The organism is Lactobacillus iners DSM 13335, from assembly GCF_000160875.1.
Taxonomy (GTDB): Bacteria; Bacillota; Bacilli; order Lactobacillales; family Lactobacillaceae; genus Lactobacillus; species Lactobacillus iners.
Genome location: NZ_GG700801.1, coordinates 76,253 through 92,877, shown reverse-complemented (window position 1 = coordinate 92,877; position 16,625 = coordinate 76,253). Strand labels below are relative to the sequence as shown.

Annotated in this window: 22 protein-coding genes and 1 other RNA gene; 22 read left to right on the top strand and 1 reads right to left on the bottom strand. The window is 33.1% G+C overall.

All coding sequences use genetic code 11. From position 1 onward, the window contains the following. Position 1: 1 nt before the first annotated feature. The 22 genes from HMPREF0520_RS00435 to HMPREF0520_RS00335 all read left to right on the top strand — a co-directional run bounded on the left by HMPREF0520_RS00435 (position 2) and on the right by HMPREF0520_RS00335 (position 16,275). Entirely contained in the window at positions 2–454 is a 453-nt protein-coding gene (locus HMPREF0520_RS00435; RefSeq protein WP_006728924.1) for a threonine/serine exporter family protein, read from the top strand. A gap of 300 nt (positions 455–754) precedes the next feature. Continuing rightward, positions 755–1,216: a hypothetical protein gene (locus HMPREF0520_RS00430; protein ID WP_006728923.1), complete on the top strand. Its 462-nt coding sequence runs from the start codon at positions 755–757 to the stop codon at positions 1,214–1,216. Positions 1,217–1,238: 22 nt separating this feature from the next. Further along, the gene (locus HMPREF0520_RS00425) at positions 1,239–1,868 is read left to right on the top strand and encodes an LVIS_2131 family protein (protein ID WP_006728922.1); all 630 of its coding nucleotides are present in this window, start codon (positions 1,239–1,241) and stop codon (positions 1,866–1,868) included. A 45-nt stretch (positions 1,869–1,913) separates the two neighbouring features. After that, the gene (locus HMPREF0520_RS00420) at positions 1,914–2,528 is read left to right on the top strand and encodes a class I SAM-dependent methyltransferase (RefSeq protein WP_006728921.1); all 615 of its coding nucleotides are present in this window, start codon (positions 1,914–1,916) and stop codon (positions 2,526–2,528) included. A gap of 18 nt (positions 2,529–2,546) precedes the next feature. Further along, on the top strand, positions 2,547–3,023 hold the full coding sequence (gene tadA, locus HMPREF0520_RS00415) for a tRNA adenosine(34) deaminase TadA (RefSeq protein ID WP_006728920.1): 477 nt from the start codon (positions 2,547–2,549) through the stop codon (positions 3,021–3,023). Between the two features lie 32 nt (positions 3,024–3,055). After that, an RNA gene (gene ffs / locus HMPREF0520_RS06180) (signal recognition particle sRNA small type) lies at positions 3,056–3,151 on the top strand. A gap of 54 nt (positions 3,152–3,205) precedes the next feature. After that, positions 3,206–4,957, top strand: coding sequence for a DNA polymerase III subunit gamma/tau (gene dnaX / locus HMPREF0520_RS00410; RefSeq protein WP_010222194.1), 1,752 nt, complete (start codon positions 3,206–3,208; stop codon positions 4,955–4,957). A 45-nt stretch (positions 4,958–5,002) separates the two neighbouring features. Beyond that, positions 5,003–5,332 carry a YbaB/EbfC family nucleoid-associated protein gene (locus tag HMPREF0520_RS00405; RefSeq protein WP_006728918.1) on the top strand — a complete coding sequence of 110 codons (330 nt, stop codon included), beginning with the start codon at positions 5,003–5,005 and terminating at the stop codon, positions 5,330–5,332. Then, complete coding sequence (gene recR / locus HMPREF0520_RS00400; protein WP_006728917.1) at positions 5,332–5,931, top strand: recombination mediator RecR; 600 nt, start codon at positions 5,332–5,334, stop codon at positions 5,929–5,931. The genes HMPREF0520_RS00405 and recR overlap by 1 nt, the downstream gene beginning before the upstream one ends. Then, a complete protein-coding gene (locus tag HMPREF0520_RS00395) occupies positions 5,928–6,161 on the top strand; it encodes a DUF2508 family protein (protein WP_006728916.1) in 234 nt (77 codons plus the stop codon). Before recR ends, HMPREF0520_RS00395 begins: the two co-directional genes overlap by 4 nt. Before the next feature lie 59 nt (positions 6,162–6,220). Next, positions 6,221–6,862 (top strand): dTMP kinase, encoded by a 642-nt coding sequence (tmk, locus tag HMPREF0520_RS00390; protein WP_006733547.1) that lies wholly within the window; start codon positions 6,221–6,223, stop codon positions 6,860–6,862. Between the two features lie 16 nt (positions 6,863–6,878). Continuing rightward, complete coding sequence (locus HMPREF0520_RS00385; protein ID WP_006728914.1) at positions 6,879–7,736, top strand: DNA polymerase III subunit delta; 858 nt, start codon at positions 6,879–6,881, stop codon at positions 7,734–7,736. A 15-nt stretch (positions 7,737–7,751) separates the two neighbouring features. Further along, the gene (yabA, locus tag HMPREF0520_RS00380) at positions 7,752–8,105 is read left to right on the top strand and encodes a DNA replication initiation control protein YabA (RefSeq protein ID WP_006730421.1); all 354 of its coding nucleotides are present in this window, start codon (positions 7,752–7,754) and stop codon (positions 8,103–8,105) included. A gap of 2 nt (positions 8,106–8,107) precedes the next feature. Continuing rightward, the gene (gene rsmI / locus HMPREF0520_RS00375) at positions 8,108–8,962 is read left to right on the top strand and encodes a 16S rRNA (cytidine(1402)-2'-O)-methyltransferase (RefSeq protein WP_006728912.1); all 855 of its coding nucleotides are present in this window, start codon (positions 8,108–8,110) and stop codon (positions 8,960–8,962) included. A gap of 9 nt (positions 8,963–8,971) precedes the next feature. Next, positions 8,972–9,691 carry an acyl-[acyl-carrier-protein] thioesterase gene (locus HMPREF0520_RS00370; RefSeq protein WP_006728911.1) on the top strand — a complete coding sequence of 240 codons (720 nt, stop codon included), beginning with the start codon at positions 8,972–8,974 and terminating at the stop codon, positions 9,689–9,691. A gap of 13 nt (positions 9,692–9,704) precedes the next feature. After that, positions 9,705–10,442, top strand: coding sequence for a tRNA (adenosine(37)-N6)-threonylcarbamoyltransferase complex dimerization subunit type 1 TsaB (gene tsaB, locus HMPREF0520_RS00365; protein WP_006728910.1), 738 nt, complete (start codon positions 9,705–9,707; stop codon positions 10,440–10,442). A 28-nt stretch (positions 10,443–10,470) separates the two neighbouring features. Next, positions 10,471–10,953 (top strand): ribosomal protein S18-alanine N-acetyltransferase, encoded by a 483-nt coding sequence (gene rimI, locus HMPREF0520_RS00360; RefSeq protein ID WP_029327246.1) that lies wholly within the window; start codon positions 10,471–10,473, stop codon positions 10,951–10,953. Between the two features lie 19 nt (positions 10,954–10,972). Continuing rightward, positions 10,973–12,019, top strand: a complete 1,047-nt coding sequence (tsaD, locus tag HMPREF0520_RS00355; RefSeq protein ID WP_006728908.1) for a tRNA (adenosine(37)-N6)-threonylcarbamoyltransferase complex transferase subunit TsaD — start codon at positions 10,973–10,975, stop codon at positions 12,017–12,019. Between the two features lie 31 nt (positions 12,020–12,050). Then, complete coding sequence (locus HMPREF0520_RS00350; RefSeq protein ID WP_033193072.1) at positions 12,051–12,740, top strand: response regulator transcription factor; 690 nt, start codon at positions 12,051–12,053, stop codon at positions 12,738–12,740. Next, on the top strand, positions 12,730–13,911 hold the full coding sequence (locus HMPREF0520_RS00345; protein WP_006728906.1) for a sensor histidine kinase: 1,182 nt from the start codon (positions 12,730–12,732) through the stop codon (positions 13,909–13,911). Before HMPREF0520_RS00350 ends, HMPREF0520_RS00345 begins: the two co-directional genes overlap by 11 nt. A 34-nt stretch (positions 13,912–13,945) precedes the next feature. Further along, entirely contained in the window at positions 13,946–15,505 is a 1,560-nt protein-coding gene (locus HMPREF0520_RS00340; RefSeq protein WP_006731750.1) for a UDP-N-acetylmuramoyl-L-alanyl-D-glutamate--2,6-diaminopimelate ligase, read from the top strand. Between the two features lie 23 nt (positions 15,506–15,528). Further along, on the top strand, positions 15,529–16,275 hold the full coding sequence (locus HMPREF0520_RS00335; protein ID WP_006728904.1) for an aspartate/glutamate racemase family protein: 747 nt from the start codon (positions 15,529–15,531) through the stop codon (positions 16,273–16,275). Positions 16,276–16,357: 82 nt separating this feature from the next. Here HMPREF0520_RS00335 and HMPREF0520_RS06175 read toward each other — a convergent pair. Then, a partial coding sequence (locus HMPREF0520_RS06175; protein ID WP_006728903.1) for an HD domain-containing protein occupies positions 16,358–16,625 on the bottom strand: 268 nt, incomplete at its 5' end.

Here is a 16,625-nt window from a genome sequence, read left to right as displayed (position 1 = left end):
TATGCCATACTGGTTAGATATAATAATTAATTTCACTTTTGCTTGGATTGCTTCTGTTGGTTTTGCTCTGACATTGAATGTGCCTAAACGTGCTTTGATTTATTGTGGCCACAGTGGTGCATTAGGGTGGATGATTTATTGGTTTGGTATTCATGCTGGCTGGGGGCGATTGACGTCCAATTTTTTAGGTGCATTATTAATTGGAATTGTTGGAATTATTTTAGCCAAATTCAAGAAATGTCCAGTTACTGTTTTTAATATTCCGGCAATTGTTCCACTAGTGCCAGGTGTGCCTGCTTACCAAGCGGTTAGAGCGATGGTGATTGGTGATTTAGCTAGTGCCCAAAATCTGATATTGCGTGTTTTTATTGTGACTATTGCTATTGCTATGGGCTTTTTATTAGCTCAATTAGTTGGTGAAATCTGGTTTAAAATCCACAAAGTCTATCATTAATTATGTTTTTAGTGTATAATGAATTTTGCGACGGGTCGAGGAAAGTGCGAAAGCACTCTTTGACAGGAAGCTATCAGACTTTAAATAGTCAGGCACGGGAAGTGCTGATAGTGAGCAACTTTGGATGTGAACCAAAGACTCTGAAACGAGATTGTTTTCTTCCGGGGGGATCAGGATAACTGATCCTCTTTTTTTTACTTTAAATTATAAAAAATTTGTTTTAAAATAAAAAAAGTTTGTAAAGTAAGCGAGATTTGTTTATCTTAATTTATAACAATAAATATGTAAGGAACAGGAACTGTGAAAATTAAATCTAAAATTCTCATTCAAAAGATTGAAAAGCAAGATTATCTACAAGACTTGGAAAGTATCAAATATAGTGATATTACTAATGCAAAATTAAAAACGATTGCACAAAAAATGATTCAGGAAGTAATTCAAGCCAGCAAAAATAATTCATTGTTGCAAACTGAGTTAGTAATTACAGGACAACGTCCTGCAACTTTTGTGTTAGAAAGCAATATTATTAATTTGCCATTTGCTAATTATAAAAAAATAACGAATTTTCGTGACGAAGATAGCGAATATGATATTAATATATATGTAGAGGTGATTTCTGAATATATTAATATTTCTAAATTTAGAATTGATCTCTTAGCACCAGTAGCAGACATTGTGGCTGAGCCAGATCAATGGATTGATAAATTAGTTTTAATTATTAAAGATAAGATCACTGAGGTTAGAAATTATAACCATGATTAACCACAAATGAGGAGGTAATTGTATGCATATTAGTTGGAATTTTCTAGGTATTTTTGTCTGGGCTATTTTGGTAATTTATGTATTTTTTATAATTCATAATATTCGCCAACGGCATTTGAAGATGATTATTCAAAAAAGAAGAAAATTTGATGCTAAAACGACCATTATTGATGTGATTGAAATTTTGATATTTATCCTAGCTTGCAGTTATATGTCAGTAATTACTTTTTTTGATAATCCTAATTTTTCTAATCAGCAGATCTTAACTAATAAATTCGAATATCAACCACTAGTTTTATCCACTGGTGCTACAAAATCACATTATGTAACTGTTACTTGTCGACATAATCGCAAAATGAAACAATCTTACCGCTTTTTTAGTGAGGATCAACGTATTACAGTTAAAAGTAATTATGCATCAATTGCAGAAGGTGTGGACCCATTTCCAGTAGAAGCTCAGATTATTCCTTATAATAAAAAAGATTTACGAGCAGCTGATGATCATTATCAAAAAGCATACGTAGCAATTTATACAGCAACTTATAAAAAAAATTGGCAAAACGGATTGGGCTTACACGCTGGGCATGTGTTTATTAAATATTATTTAATTAGAGTACCGGATAGAAGTTTTATCAAAATTATAGAAAAATAACTTTTTTAGTTTGAGATTAGCTGCTTTGCTAGAGGAGAGAAGATTATGGAAAATGAAACGCAGATGTATTTTGCGACCAATCCCGATGCAAAACATGATGAACACTTAATTAATTATCAATTAGATGAATTATCTTTACAATTTTATACTGATGCTGGTGTTTTTTCTAAAACCCGAGTTGATTATGGTTCCTGTGTCTTGCTTAAGGTGTTAAAGCAACTCGAAATATCGGGTAATATTTTGGATGTTGGTACTGGCTATGGTCCCTTAGGATTATTTGCAGCCAAATTATGGCCCAAAAGTCATGTGACGATGATTGATGTCAATGAACGTGCTTTGGCTTTAGCTAAGCGAAATGCTCAATTGAATGAAATAGATAATGTGAATATTTTTAGTTCTGAGTGTTATCGTAGCCTTGATGAGCAGGAACAATTTGGATTGATTTTGACTAATCCACCAATTCGAGCAGGTAAACAAGTTGTTGATGATATTTTGCAAAATGCTAAAAAATATTTGCAAGTTGGCGGCATATTATTAGTTGTGATTCAGAAAAAACAGGGTGCCCCGAGTGCTAAAAAATGTCTGGAGCAAACATATGGCAATTGTGAGATTTTGAAACGTGACAAGGGCTATTATATTTTGAAAAGTGTAAACAAGTGAATGTAGTAGGTTGAGAGTGTGTTTGCTAAAGAAGAAAAAGAAAAAATAATGAAATTAGCCTTTTTGGAAGCAGATAAAGCTGAACAACAAGGAGAAATACCAATCGGTGCAGTCATAGTTGATGCAGAAGGTAATCTGATTGGTCGAGGATATAATAGACGAGAATTAGATGAAGATGCTACTAGACATGCAGAAATTATAGCTATTCAAGAAGCATGTAAAAATCTCAATTCTTGGCGATTGATAGATTGTAGTTTGTTTGTCACTTTAGAACCTTGTCCCATGTGTGCAGGTGCGATTATTAATGCTAGGCTAAAAAATGTTTATTATGGAGCTTTTGATCCTAAAGCCGGTGCTTGTGGTAGCGTAGTTGATCTATTTGCATTTACTAAATTTAATCATCATCCGCAGATTTTTGGCGGGTTATATCGCGAGCAAGCTGCTCAGCAATTGAAAAATTTTTTTAAAAATATTAGGCAACAAAATCGCATTTGATAGTGGAAAAAATTAAATAAATAAGATACAATAACTCTTGGGCAATGTTTGTCATCCAAATCGTGTCAGGATCGGGAGATAGCAGCACTAAGGCTGTATGAGCATGTGCCCTTTTTTTGAGAATTCAACAACTCTTAACTCTTAAAAAAGAGTTAGGAGTTTTTTTATTTGTGAGGTTAATGATGGCTTATCAAGCATTATATCGTAGGTGGCGACCACGTACTTTTGAGGCAGTAGTTGGTCAAAGTGCTATTTGTGATACATTAAGAAATTCAATTAAACGTCATAAAATTTCACATGCTTTTTTATTTTCTGGTCCGAGAGGAACTGGAAAAACATCATGTGCCAAAATTTTTGCCAAAGCCATTAATTGTATGGACTCTAAAGATGGTGAACCATGCAATCAATGCTCTAATTGTTTAGCAGCAGATAAAGGTATATTGAATGATATTATTGAAATTGATGCTGCTTCAAATAATGGTGTGGATGAGATCCGTGCTATCCGTGACAAAGTAAAATATGCACCAACGCAAGGTTATTATAAAGTTTATATTATCGATGAGGTGCATATGTTGTCGATAGGTGCGTTTAATGCATTACTTAAAACTTTGGAAGAACCACCCGAGCATGTTGTTTTTATTTTAGCAACTACAGAATTACAAAAAGTTCCAGCAACAATAATTTCACGTACGCAAAGATATAATTTTAAGCGAATTTCTAATGATCAATTAGTTGCTAGGATGAAATTTATTCTTGATCAAGAAAAGATTGCATATGATGAGAAGTCATTGCAAGTCATTGCTCAGGTAGCGGATGGTGGGATGCGAGATTCTTTAAGCATTTTAGACCAGATTCTGTCGTATGACCAAGCTAAAATTAATTATCAAGATACATTGGCAATTACTGGTTATGCAGATCAAGTTAAAATTGAAGCCCTATTTTTAGATTTATTAAATAAAAAAACAAGTCAAGCTCTAGAAGAAGTTGAAGAATTATTAAATAATGGTGCATCGGCGAAAAATATTTTAGATGAAATTATCAATTTGGTTGTTAAAGCTATGTTAGCAATCAAAGGCGATACTACTGTTACTTTTTTATCTGCCAATTATTTAGAGCAATTGCGGCTAATATCGACGCAAGTATTGAGTCAAACACTTCAATTGGCTAATGAAGCATTAAATAGTTTGCGATATACGAATCAACAGCAAATTCCATTAAAAGTTTTTGTTGTGCGAATTTCGACACAAGATGTAAATGCGACCGTTAGCCAAACTGATGCAGCTGAAATAAAGCAGCTACAAACTAAAGTAGAACAATTAAGTCTGCAAGTTGCTGAATTGCTAAAAAAAGCAAATAGTTCTGCTATAGCTAAACCATCAGAAATATTGACTGAGATAAAAGATAAAGTTAGACCTACAAAAGCTGTTAACCAAAACGTTGCGACTTTAAAGAAAAAGAAAACTGGGTTGCAACTTTCAACTGAAGCTAATTTGAAAAAAGTTAATGCTGTTTTATCGCAGGCTACTAAACAAGATTTAAATACAATCAAGGATGTTTGGCAGCAAGATATGTCATCATTGCTAGAAGTTAGTCAAAGAGCTCTACTTGAGGTTTTGGAACCGGTAGCAGCTAGTCCAACGCAAGTAGTCTTAAAATGCAAATATGAGTTTTGGTTTGAGCGAGCTATGGCTGATGAGAATTTTATTAGTCAGTTGGAAAATAATTTAGAAAAGCTGACACAACATAAATATCAAATTGTGCTAGTATCTGAAAATTCCTGGACAACAATTCGGCAAGAATATGTCAAGAAGTATAAAGAACATCTCATAATAGCTCAAAAAGAACTTGCAAGTAACCCAAATGAAGAAGTTATAAAAAAAGCAAAATCACTATTTGGTGATCTTGTTAATGTTAAAGATGATTCTGATTTATAATAGATATTGTATTAATAATGATTAAACAAAAAAGGAGATTTTATCATGGGAAGAATGCCAAATTTAGGTGGAATGGGCATGGGAAACATGCAAAATTTAATTAAACAGGCTAAAAAAATGCAACAGCAGATGGAAGCTGAGCGCGAGAGTCTGAATCAAACTGAATTTGTAGGTAAATCTGCAGATGATATGGTTATAGCAACCTTAACTGGTGATAAGAAAGTCAAAGATTTGAAAATTGCTCCAGAAGCTATTGATCCAGAGGATCCAGATATGTTACAGGACTTAATTATTGATGCTATTAATAAAGCAATTAGTGAAGTAGATGTAGCTACTGAAAAAACGATGGGTAAGTATACTAAAGGATTAATGTAATGCAGTATCCTCTTCCAATTGCTAAATTAATTGATAATTTTATGAAATTGCCGGGAATTGGTGAAAAGACAGCTACACGGTTAGCTTTTTATACGCTTGATATGCAAGACAAAGATGTCGAAGATTTTTCTCAAGCTCTGATTGAAGCCAAAAAGCAGATCCATTCTTGTTCTATTTGCGGTAATATTACTGATACGGATCCGTGTGAAATTTGTAGTAATACTAATCGTGATCAAACGATCATGATGGTAGTTGAGCAAGCTAAAGATGTAATGGCATTTGAACAAATGGGTGAATATAATGGCTTATATCATGTTTTGCATGGCGTTTTATCTCCAATGGATGGTATTGGTCCAGAAGAAATTAACATCAAAAATTTAATTATTCGTTTGCAAAAATCAGATGAAATTCGAGAAGTAATCTTAGCACTGAATTCGACACCAGAAGGTGAATCGACAGCTATGTATTTAGGCAAATTAATTAAGCCGTCTGGGATTAAAGTGTCAAGATTAGCTTCAGGATTAGCTGTTGGAAGTGATATTGAATATGCCAACAGTATTACGTTGAAACGTGCTGTTCAAGGGAGAATCAGTTTGTGAAAAATAAGGAAAAAATCAAAGAATTAGGCGATGCTAATTTGATTAATAAAATTTCAGAATTACAGATATATTTGAGTAATCAACGTATCTTAAATCAAACTACTGTTGATTTATCCGAAGAAAATCGAATATTGGATTTGATTTTACATGCAAAATATCATTTCTTATATGATGAAGCTAAATATCGACATGCTCGATCCAAATATTCAAATAGTGTTATTACACAGTGAAAAAGGCTCGCATGGGAGCTTTTTTCGCTTTTTATATTAAATGGCAAGGATGGTGTGTAATGAAGGGATACTTTATTAGTTTTGAAGGACCTGATGGAGCTGGTAAAACAACGATTATTAATGAATTAGTGCAACAACTTTCGTCTAAAACGATTGCACCGATTTTAGTTACTCGAGAGCCGGGTGGTTCAAAAATTTCAGAAAATATTAGAAAGATCATTTTGGATCCTAAAAATAAAGAAATGAATGCGGAAACGGAAGCTTTATTGTATGCGGCAGCACGTAGTCAGCATGTCATAGAAACAATTATTCCTGCATTAAATGCCGGAAAAATAGTATTTTCTGATCGTTTTATTGATAGTTCTCTTGCTTACCAAGGTATAGGTCGAGATTTAGGAATTGATGAGATAAAACAAATTAATGAATTTGCTACCAGACATATAACACCAGACTTAACTCTCTTTTTTGATATTGATCCTTTAAAAGGGTTACAAAGAATTCAAAAAGTTCGTCCTGAAAATGAAGATCGGTTAGAACAAGAAAATAACCTTTTTCACCAAAAAGTTTATACTGGCTATAAGCAACTTTTGTCAGCGTATCCTGAGCGAATTAAGCGAGTTGATGCAGAGTTGTCAATTGCAGAAGTTGTCTCTCAAAGTGTTAAAATATTGGAAGAATATATGCCACATATGTTTAAATAAGGAACTGTGATTTTTAATGGTAAATTTAAGCAATGTTGATCAGCAACAAACTAAGATTTTATTTGATGCATATTTGCACGATAAAATAGCTCATGCATATTTATTTATTGACCCTACTGGGTACACGGCACTAGCGACTGCGTATTGGCTGATTTGTTTATTAAATTGTACAGGTGAACATAAGCCAGATGCCAATTGTAATAATTGTCAACGTATTTTAAATGGCAATCACCCTGATGTATTTTTAGTTGAAGCCGAAAATAAAAAGAGTCTTTCTATTGATCAGATTCGTCCCTTAAAAGAAGAATTAGCTAAAAAACCAGTTGAAGGTAGCCGTAGGTTTTTCATTGTTAAAGATGCATCATTATTAACTTTATCTGCTAATAATGCATTATTGAATTTGTTAGAAGAGCCAGTAGCTCCAGTTGTGACCATTTTAATTGCTAATAATGAAAATACAATATTACCTACTGTGCGTTCTAGAACACAGATTATTCATTTTGCACCAACTAAGCAAAAAAGTAGTGTTACCGAAGATCTTTTGACTTATGGATTAAATGAAGATGAAATCGCAGATATGGGAGATGTTTCTAACTTAGAGCAGGAAATCACCTATTTATATCAGGAGTTATGTCAACAAAATGAGTTATCGATTGTTAGAGCTTACAAGATTTCGAAACTAGCAGCTAAATCTAATCTGCAAAAATTTGTGTTTTATAAGTTAGCTAAGATAGCTATGGAAAAGATTGAAAAAAATAAAGATTATCTTTTTGCACCCAAACTACTTCAATTACTGATGGAATGTGATAAAATGCGAACAAACAATGTTAGTTTTTATAATTGTTTAAATTATATAGTATTAAGTTTTAACTAGAAATGAGTGTTTAACTTGTTAGATCCTTTTGCACAATTAACACAATTAAAAAATAGTCTCAAAGCTATGACTAATACGGTGGAAAATTTAGAAATTGAAATGCTCGATATTTTAAAAGAAAATACAGAGTTGAAAGTTGAAAATCAATTATTAAGAGAAAAGATTAATAAATTAGATCATAAAGAAAATAATGGCAGTGTAAAGCCACAAGCAGGATTGAAGTCTTTGCGTAATATTTATGATTCTGGGTATCATATTTGTAATATGTATTATGGTTCTCATCGAGATCAAGGTGAAGATTGTATGTTTTGCCTAGATATTTTGGATAATTTTGTTAATCATGGTAATTTGAGCAATAGAAAGAAGTAAGCATGCAACGACAAAGTAGTTTTAACGACGAAACGCAAGGTTGTCTTTATTTGGTGCCAACTCCTATTGGAAATTTAGAAGATATAACTCTGCGTGCCAAAAGAATTTTAATGGAAGTAGATTATATTGCTGCTGAAGATACGCGTACTAGTGGGATTTTATTGGAAAAAATTGGCGTACATAATAAAATGATCTCTTTTCATAAGTACAATTCCAAGCAACGAGCTCCAGAATTAATTGCACTTATGAAAGAAGGAAAGAAGATAGCGGAGATATCCGATGCTGGTATGCCGGTTATTTCTGATCCTGGCTTTATTTTAGTACAGGAATGCATTAAAAATGATATAGCAGTTATTCCGCTTCCAGGGCCTTCGGCTTTTGCTACGGCTTTAATTGCTTCAGGTTTTGATGCCCAACCATTCATTTACTATGGCTTTTTATCAAGGAAAGCTACCGAACAAATTGCTTTTTTTAATAAAATGGCTACTTTTACTGGTACGTCAATTTTTTATGAAGCACCACATCGTTTATTAAAAACTTTAACTAATTTACAAAAAGTAGTTGGTGAAAATCGTGAGATAGTTTGTGCTAGAGAATTAACCAAAATTCATGAAGAATTTATTAGGGGTAGTATTGGTGAGATTACTAATTATTTTGCTGAAAATGCACCACGTGGAGAGTTTGTAATTTTGCTTTCTCCAGCTAAGGAAGAAGAAACTATATCTATCGATCAGATGTTAGTTGAAGTTAATCAAGCAGTTGCAAGTGGTATGAGCAATAAAGACGCTATTAAAAATATTGCCAAAAAATATAATATTTCTAAAAATGAATTATATGATAAGTACCATCAAAAATAAGGAACTATTATGGAAAAGTTGGAGAAAAAATATACAATAAAATCCCACGATTGCGACGAAAGTGGACGTCTAAAGATGTCCATGTTGATTAGCTACATGATGGATACTATGAGTCATTTGCTTGATCCTTGTATTAAGATTGAACATGCTGGTTGGGTGGTAGTTAATTATCAATTTGATATTAATAAATTGCCAAAATTTGATGACCAAATTACGATTAAGATTGATTTGTGTTATTATAATCGCTTTTTTGCATATATCAAATTTTTAGTTAAAGATCTTCAAGAAAATGAGCTAGTTACGATTAATAGTCAGTGGATTTTATTTGATTTGCTTTCACGCAGGATGATTGAGTTAGATTCAGCAAAAGTGGGGATTTCGGATGCTCAAAAAATAGCAAAATTACCGCATTTTGACCGCATTAAAGTTCTTGCAGGGCAGGAAGATTTTCAGCGAAGTTATCGTGTAATGTATAGTGATTTGGATGTCAATCATCATTTAACTAATGGTCGCTATTTTGATTGGATAGTTAATACTATTCCACGAGATTTTTTGAATAGTCATTCGATGGTTGCAGCTTCAATTCAATTTCGTAAGGAAATTTTATATGACCAATCTGCTGTTGTAACATTAACATGGAATGCTGATCACAGTGTAAGTTATCATACGATTAAGCGTGATGAGCAAATATTAACTGTTGCCAAGATTAGTTGGGTTAGTGATAAATAGGAAGAGATAGTTGATGAAAGTTTTAAGTATTACTACCGCCACAGACCACTTAAGTGTCGCCTTGACTGACGGAGAACAGATTATTGCAGAAAAAAATGAATTAGGGATGCACAATCATGCTGAGCGATTAGATCCATTAATTGATGAGTTACTTAAGCAAAATCAGTTAACGTTGCAAGAAATTGATCGCTTTGCAGTCGCACAAGGTCCAGGTTCATATACTGGATTAAGAATTTCAATTACGACTGCCAAAATGTTTGCTTCTATTTTGAATAAGCCCTTGGTTGGTGTTTCGACACTAAAGGCTTTAGCTCAGGGAGTAACTAGTAATCGGGAAATTTTAATTAGTGAGCTAGATGCTCGCAATTTAAACTTCTTTGCAGGTGTGTATTTAAAAGAAGATGGTCAATTAAAGCAATTGCTTGCAGATGGACATTATAATTTATCTAAATTATTAGATAAAGTTGCTCAATTAGAGCTTGACTATCCAATTGTTTTTGTTGGAAGTGATATAGCCAATTATAAGTCTGAAATTGAAGCTTTTTTCAGTCCATCCCAATATAGACAAGCAGCAGCTGAAGAAAATATCTTACATGCTACAAATATTGGTAAGTTAGCTGTAGATGAAATTGCCCAAGATCCCGATCTATTTTTACCTAGATATTTAAGAAGAACGCAAGCAGAAATGGATTGGCATCGTAAGACCGGAAAGGACTTTGCATCAGATAGTGAATATGTTGAGGAAGTTTAAAAGTCTTTTTTGTAAGTCAGATATTAATATGACTTTTAATCCGATGAAAGTTAAAATAAATGGCCTGCAATATTACCTTCGTAAAGCTGATTCATCTGATATAGTTAATATTCTCGACTTGCAATATCAATTATGTCCGCGACCTTTGTGTTGGAATATTAAGTATTTAACAACAGAAATAACTAACCCAGAAAATATTTATTTGGTGCTTTATTGTCGACAACAATTAGCAGCTGTGTTAGGTTTAAAGATGAGTTCTGATGAAGGTCATATTGCATTTATTGGTGTTAAATTAGAATATCAATTTCAAGGAATTGGTACTTTGTTGCTTCAGCAAGCTATCACATTAGTTCGAAATAATTACATTGATAAGATTACTCTGGAAGTTAATGTTAAAAATGTGCATGCTCAGCGGATATATCGAAAGATGGGTTTTACACCAGATAGTATTCGTAAAAATTATTATGCAACATTGCAAGAAGATGCAATAAATATGGTTTTGAAACTTTGAAATAGAAGGAAGAAAGATTGTGACACAAAAAAATATTCGCATTTTAGCATATGAAAGTTCATGTGATGAAACATCTACTTCCATTGTGAAAAATGGTACAGAAATAGAAAGTTTAATTATAGCAACTCAAATCAAAAGTCATCAACGTTTCGGAGGTGTGGTTCCTGAAGTAGCAAGTAGACACCATATTGAAGTCATTACGCAGATAACTAAAGAGGCCTTAGCTCAAGCTAATTGTACATGGAAAGATATTGATGCGATTGCCGTCACATATGGTCCTGGATTAGTTGGTGCGTTGTTGATTGGAGTTAGTGCTGCTAAAGCCGCTTCGATGGCGACTAATATTCCTTTGATTGGTGTTGATCATATTATGGGACATATTATGGCTGCACAATTAAAAGATACTATTGAATATCCAGCATTAGCTTTACAGGTATCTGGTGGACATACTGAACTTGTTTTGCTAAAAAGCCCGATTGATTTTGAAATTATTGGCGATACTAGAGATGATGCTGCTGGTGAAGCATATGATAAGATAGGCAGAGTCTTGGGTGTGAATTATCCGGCCGGAAAAACTATTGATACATGGGCACATCAAGGTCAAGACACTTTTAAATTTCCTCGTGCTATGCTAGAAGATTATGATTATGACTTTTCTTTTTCTGGCTTAAAGAGTGCCTTTATTAATACTTGTCATCATGCAGATCAAATTAACCAAAAATTGGATAAATATGATTTAGCTGCTAGTTTTCAGGCGGCTGTTGTTGACGTATTAGCTTACAAAACTATGCGTGCTATTAAAGAATTTAAGCCGAAGACGTTTATTTTGGGTGGTGGCGTAGCAGCTAATCTTGGATTGAGAGAGCGATTAAATCGAGAAATTGCTGTGATTAATCAAGATCATCATTTGAAAGTGATCATGCCTGATTTGAAATTATGTGGTGATAATGCTGCAATGATTGGTGCTGCAGCTTATAATCTGTATGTTGCTGGTCAATTTAGTGACTTGAATTTAAATGCAGATCCATCATTGGAATTACCTTATTCAGATGAATTGTACAAATAATAATTTTTATGTGAGATTGAAAGGGAAAAAATTGGTAAAAGTATTAGTTGTAGATGATGATAAAGAAATTGTTGAACTTTTAAGTATATATTTGAAAAATGAAAATTATGATCCTATAGTTGCATGTGACGGTAGAGAAGCTTTAACTAAATTTAGAATGGATCCAAGTATTACATGTATCATATTGGATATCATGATGCCAGAAATGTCTGGTCTTGATTTTATTAAAGAAGTTCGTAAAGATTCTGAAGTTCCTATTTTAGTTGTCTCTGCCCGAACTAAAGACCTTGATAAAATTCAGGGATTACTAACAGGTGCTGACGATTATGTGACTAAACCTTTTAATCCATTAGAAGTTATGGCTCGTATTCGTTCACTGATTAGACGTAGTGAAAAAAACATTGTTAGTGATATGCCTGATTTAATAGAAGTTGGTCCATTAGTTATTAATAAAGATTCGCATGTTGTAAAAACTTTAACTGGTGTGAAAATTAATTTGACAGTTTTAGAATTTGGCATTTTATATTTGTTAGCTAGTCATCCAGGACGTGTATTTTCTGCTAATGAAATATTTGAACGAGTTTGGAAACAAGAATCGATAGTTTCAACTAAGACAGTAATGGTTCATGTTTCACATCTTCGTGATAAGATTCAAGAAGCTACTGCAGGTTCTGAAGTAGTTCAGACAGTGTGGGGCGTAGGATATAAAATTGAAATATAATAGTTGTGATGAAGAAGTAACTTTTCTAAGTAAAAAAGAAAAAATACGATTAATATTAGAAGCAGTTGTTACATTTGGATTGTTATGTTTGTTAAATTTGTCGCTATTAGTGTTGCTAAATTTGCTGATTTTAGGTAGTTCCAAATTTGTGGATGGCATATTATTATTTAATAACACGTTAAATAATTGGAATCATCTACCTTTCTTTGCGTGGCAAAAAGTAATAATAAATGTGATTTTTGTTTTAGAATTATTTGTCGTATATCTGCGAATGATGCGTCGGTATCATCAATTTCAAATGTATCATATCATTAAAGAATTGCATTATATTGCGGATGGACATTTTAATTATCGAATCCCATTTAAATTTAAGGGACCGTTGCAAGATGTAGTAGATTCAATTAATGCTTTAGTTGATAGTACATGTATGGCTATTTCTGAAGAAAAAGCTGTTGAAAAGTCCAAGGATGAATTAATTGCTAATTTATCACATGATTTGAGAACACCTTTGACTTCTATCATTGGTTATATGAGTTTGCTAAAGATGCATCAAAATAGTATGTTACCAGCTCAACGGCAAGAATATCTTAATATTGTTTTTGATAAATCTTTGCAAATGAAATCGATGACTAATGATTTATTTGAATATGCGACTCTAAATTTTTCACATGATAAAAAATTAGAACTCGAGCAAATAAAAATATCATCACTAATAGAACAAATTGCTGCAGGTTTTGCCTTAGAAGCTGAAAAGAAGCAGATTGATATTAAAACTTCTTGTGAACCGCAAGATCTAGAGATAGCTGTCGATGTTAAAAAGATTGTCAGAATGTTTAACAATTTAATTTCCAATGCGGTTAAATATGGTGTTGGTGCTAAAAATATTTATGTTTCTGTCAAAAAAATCAGTAATGATATGGTGCAAATTATCGTTTCTAATGATGGCCAAGCTATTCCACAAGATGCGTTGGGTAAGTTGTTTGATCGATTTTATCGCGTTGAAGAATCACGTTCACCAAAAACTGGTGGTTCAGGATTAGGACTAGCTATTACTAAAACAATCGTCGAGATGCATCATGGAACTATTTTTTGCACATCTAATCAGAAATTGACTTCTTTTATTATCGACTTACCTATAAACATACAAAAAAATAATTTGGATGTGCTATAATTTACACTGAATTGATTTAATTGGGAGAGAGAGCATGAGCGAGTCAAGCATTTCATTAAATACGTGTATATTGATATTGAAAGAACATCATTTATTAAAATCATGTGCAACGCAAGATGTTGTTTCAACAAAGATGGATTATATATCATATGATTCACGTGATATTAAAACAAATACGTTATTTTTCTGTAAGGGAAAAGGATTTCGTCCTACCTATTTATCTTATGCTAAAGAAAATGGTGCAATTTGTTATGTAGCAGAGCAACCATATCCTGAAGGAAAAGGGATGCACGCTTTGATTGTAAGCAATGTGACAAAGGCTATGTCATTGTTATCAGCTGCTTTTTATCGTTTCCCACAAGATGATTTATTCTTAATAGCTTTCACTGGAACCAAAGGAAAAACAACATCTGCTTATTTCTTAAAAGGAATCTTAGATAAGTTAAATGGTGGTAGAACAGCTTTGTTTTCATCTGTTGATGATGTAGTAGGGCCTAAACCTGAAGATCGTTTTAAATCGAGTCTTACAACGCCAGAATCTCTAGATTTATTTAGAGATATGCGACGTGCTGTAGATAATGGTATGACGCATTTAGTTATGGAAGTATCATCTCAGGCTTATAAGAAAAATCGAGTTTTTGGATTAACTTATGATTTGGGCTTTTTCTTAAATATTACGCCAGATCATATCGGAGTTAATGAGCATCCTAATTTTGAAGATTATTTACATTGTAAATTGCAATTAATGGTTAATTCCAGAAAATGTATTATTAATGCAATGACTGATCATTTCGATGAAATCTATGCTGCTGCAACAACTACGACTAATCCAGATAGCATCTATTTGTTTGCACGTAATGATTATGATAATCCAGATTTAAAGCGTCCAATTGATTTTAGATTTGCTTCTGTGGAAACCGATATGTGTGAGACTAAATTCAAACTATATAGTGAAACTGATGCTGCACGCAATATCCCCGTTGAAGGAAATTATAGTTTGAAGATGATAGGCGATTTCAACGAAATTAATGCTACTGCTGCAATTATTGGAGCAGGGTTAGCTGGAGTTAATTATCAAGATTGCTATGATGGTATTAAGAATGTTACTATTCCTGGACGAATGGAAACCTTAACGACTGCCAATCATGGAACAGTTATCGTCGATTATGCACATAATAAGGCTTCAATGATTGCTTTGATGAGTTTTATGCAAAAGGAGTTCGATAGTCCTAAGATAATTGTTGTAGTTGGAGCTCCTGGTGATAAAGGTATTTCTCGTAGAGCAGGCTTTAGTGAGAGTTTGAGTTTGTATGCTAACCAAGTATTTTTAACTACTGATGATCCAGGCTTTGAAGATGCCCAAGTTATTGCTGATGAAATTGCGGCCGGTATTGATCATGATCGCTGTCAAGTAATGATTGAATTAGATCGGCAAAAGGCCATTGCTGAAGCTATCAAAGGGGCTAAAGATGATGATGTTGTATTGATATGTGGTAAGGGTGCTGATCCATATCAAAAAATAAGAGGTGTAGATACTCCTTACCCAACAGATATTAAGGTAGCTCAAGAAGTAATTAATAAATTAGAAAATTAAAGTACTGAAAAAGGTATAAGTATATGGAACATTTTTTTTCGATAATTGGCGGTATGGGTACTATTGCAACAGAAAGTTATGTACGGTTGATTAATAGTAGGGTTAAAATCAAATGTGATCAAGATTATTTAAACTATATTTTGGTTAATGATGCACAAATCCCAGATCGTACTGCTTATATTAAAGATCATACACAGCCTGATTTTTTTCCAGCATTGCGTAGTGATGTTTTGTCACAGGCTCAATTAAAACCAGATTTTTTCGTTATGCCATGCAATACTGCTCATTATTATTATAATGAGTTGGCTTCTTTGACAGATGTTCCATTTTTACATATGATGCGAATTGCAATACATAATTTTATTGATAATTATCCTAACGAAAAAAAGATTGGATTGATTGCAACTGAAGGATCTATTTATGATCACTTATATGCTGATGAATTAAGTAAAGTAGGTCGTCAGGTTGAATTTGGTGGACCTGAAATTCAACCTTTAGTTAATGAGTTGATATACAAAAATATTAAAGAAAAGGGCATAGTTGATGCACAACTTTTTTATAAAATCTTGCAATTGATGCATGATAAATATGGTTGTCATGTTATTTTGCTAGGATGTACAGAATTATCTTTAGCACAAGAAAAAGCATCAGATCATCCATATAATGTTATTGATCCACAATCAATTATTGCAGATGTCACCATTGATGTTGCATTAAAAATTAGACAGGGTATTGAACCGCAACAGGCTCTAAAAAAATATATGTATTAATCAAAACAAATGACCACACTAGAGTATAAGATGCTCCAGTGTGGTCATTTTCTTAAATCTGTTGTGTAAGAACGGATGAAATTCAGCACTCATCTTTTACATCTGTTTCCATTTGGAATTCAGATAAGAAATCACGCATATACTTTGTTCGACGAATGGCTTCCTGTTTTCCCGTTCTGGTATTCATTGAACTTGCTAATTTCAGCAGCTTTTCATAAAAGTGATTGATGGTTGTACTTTTGTGATGGCGATAATCATCGTGTGTTTTGATTTCCTTCACTGATATTTGGGGATCATATATTTCCTGCCCAGTGTGCCCGCCGTAAGCAAATGCACGTGCTATGCCGATA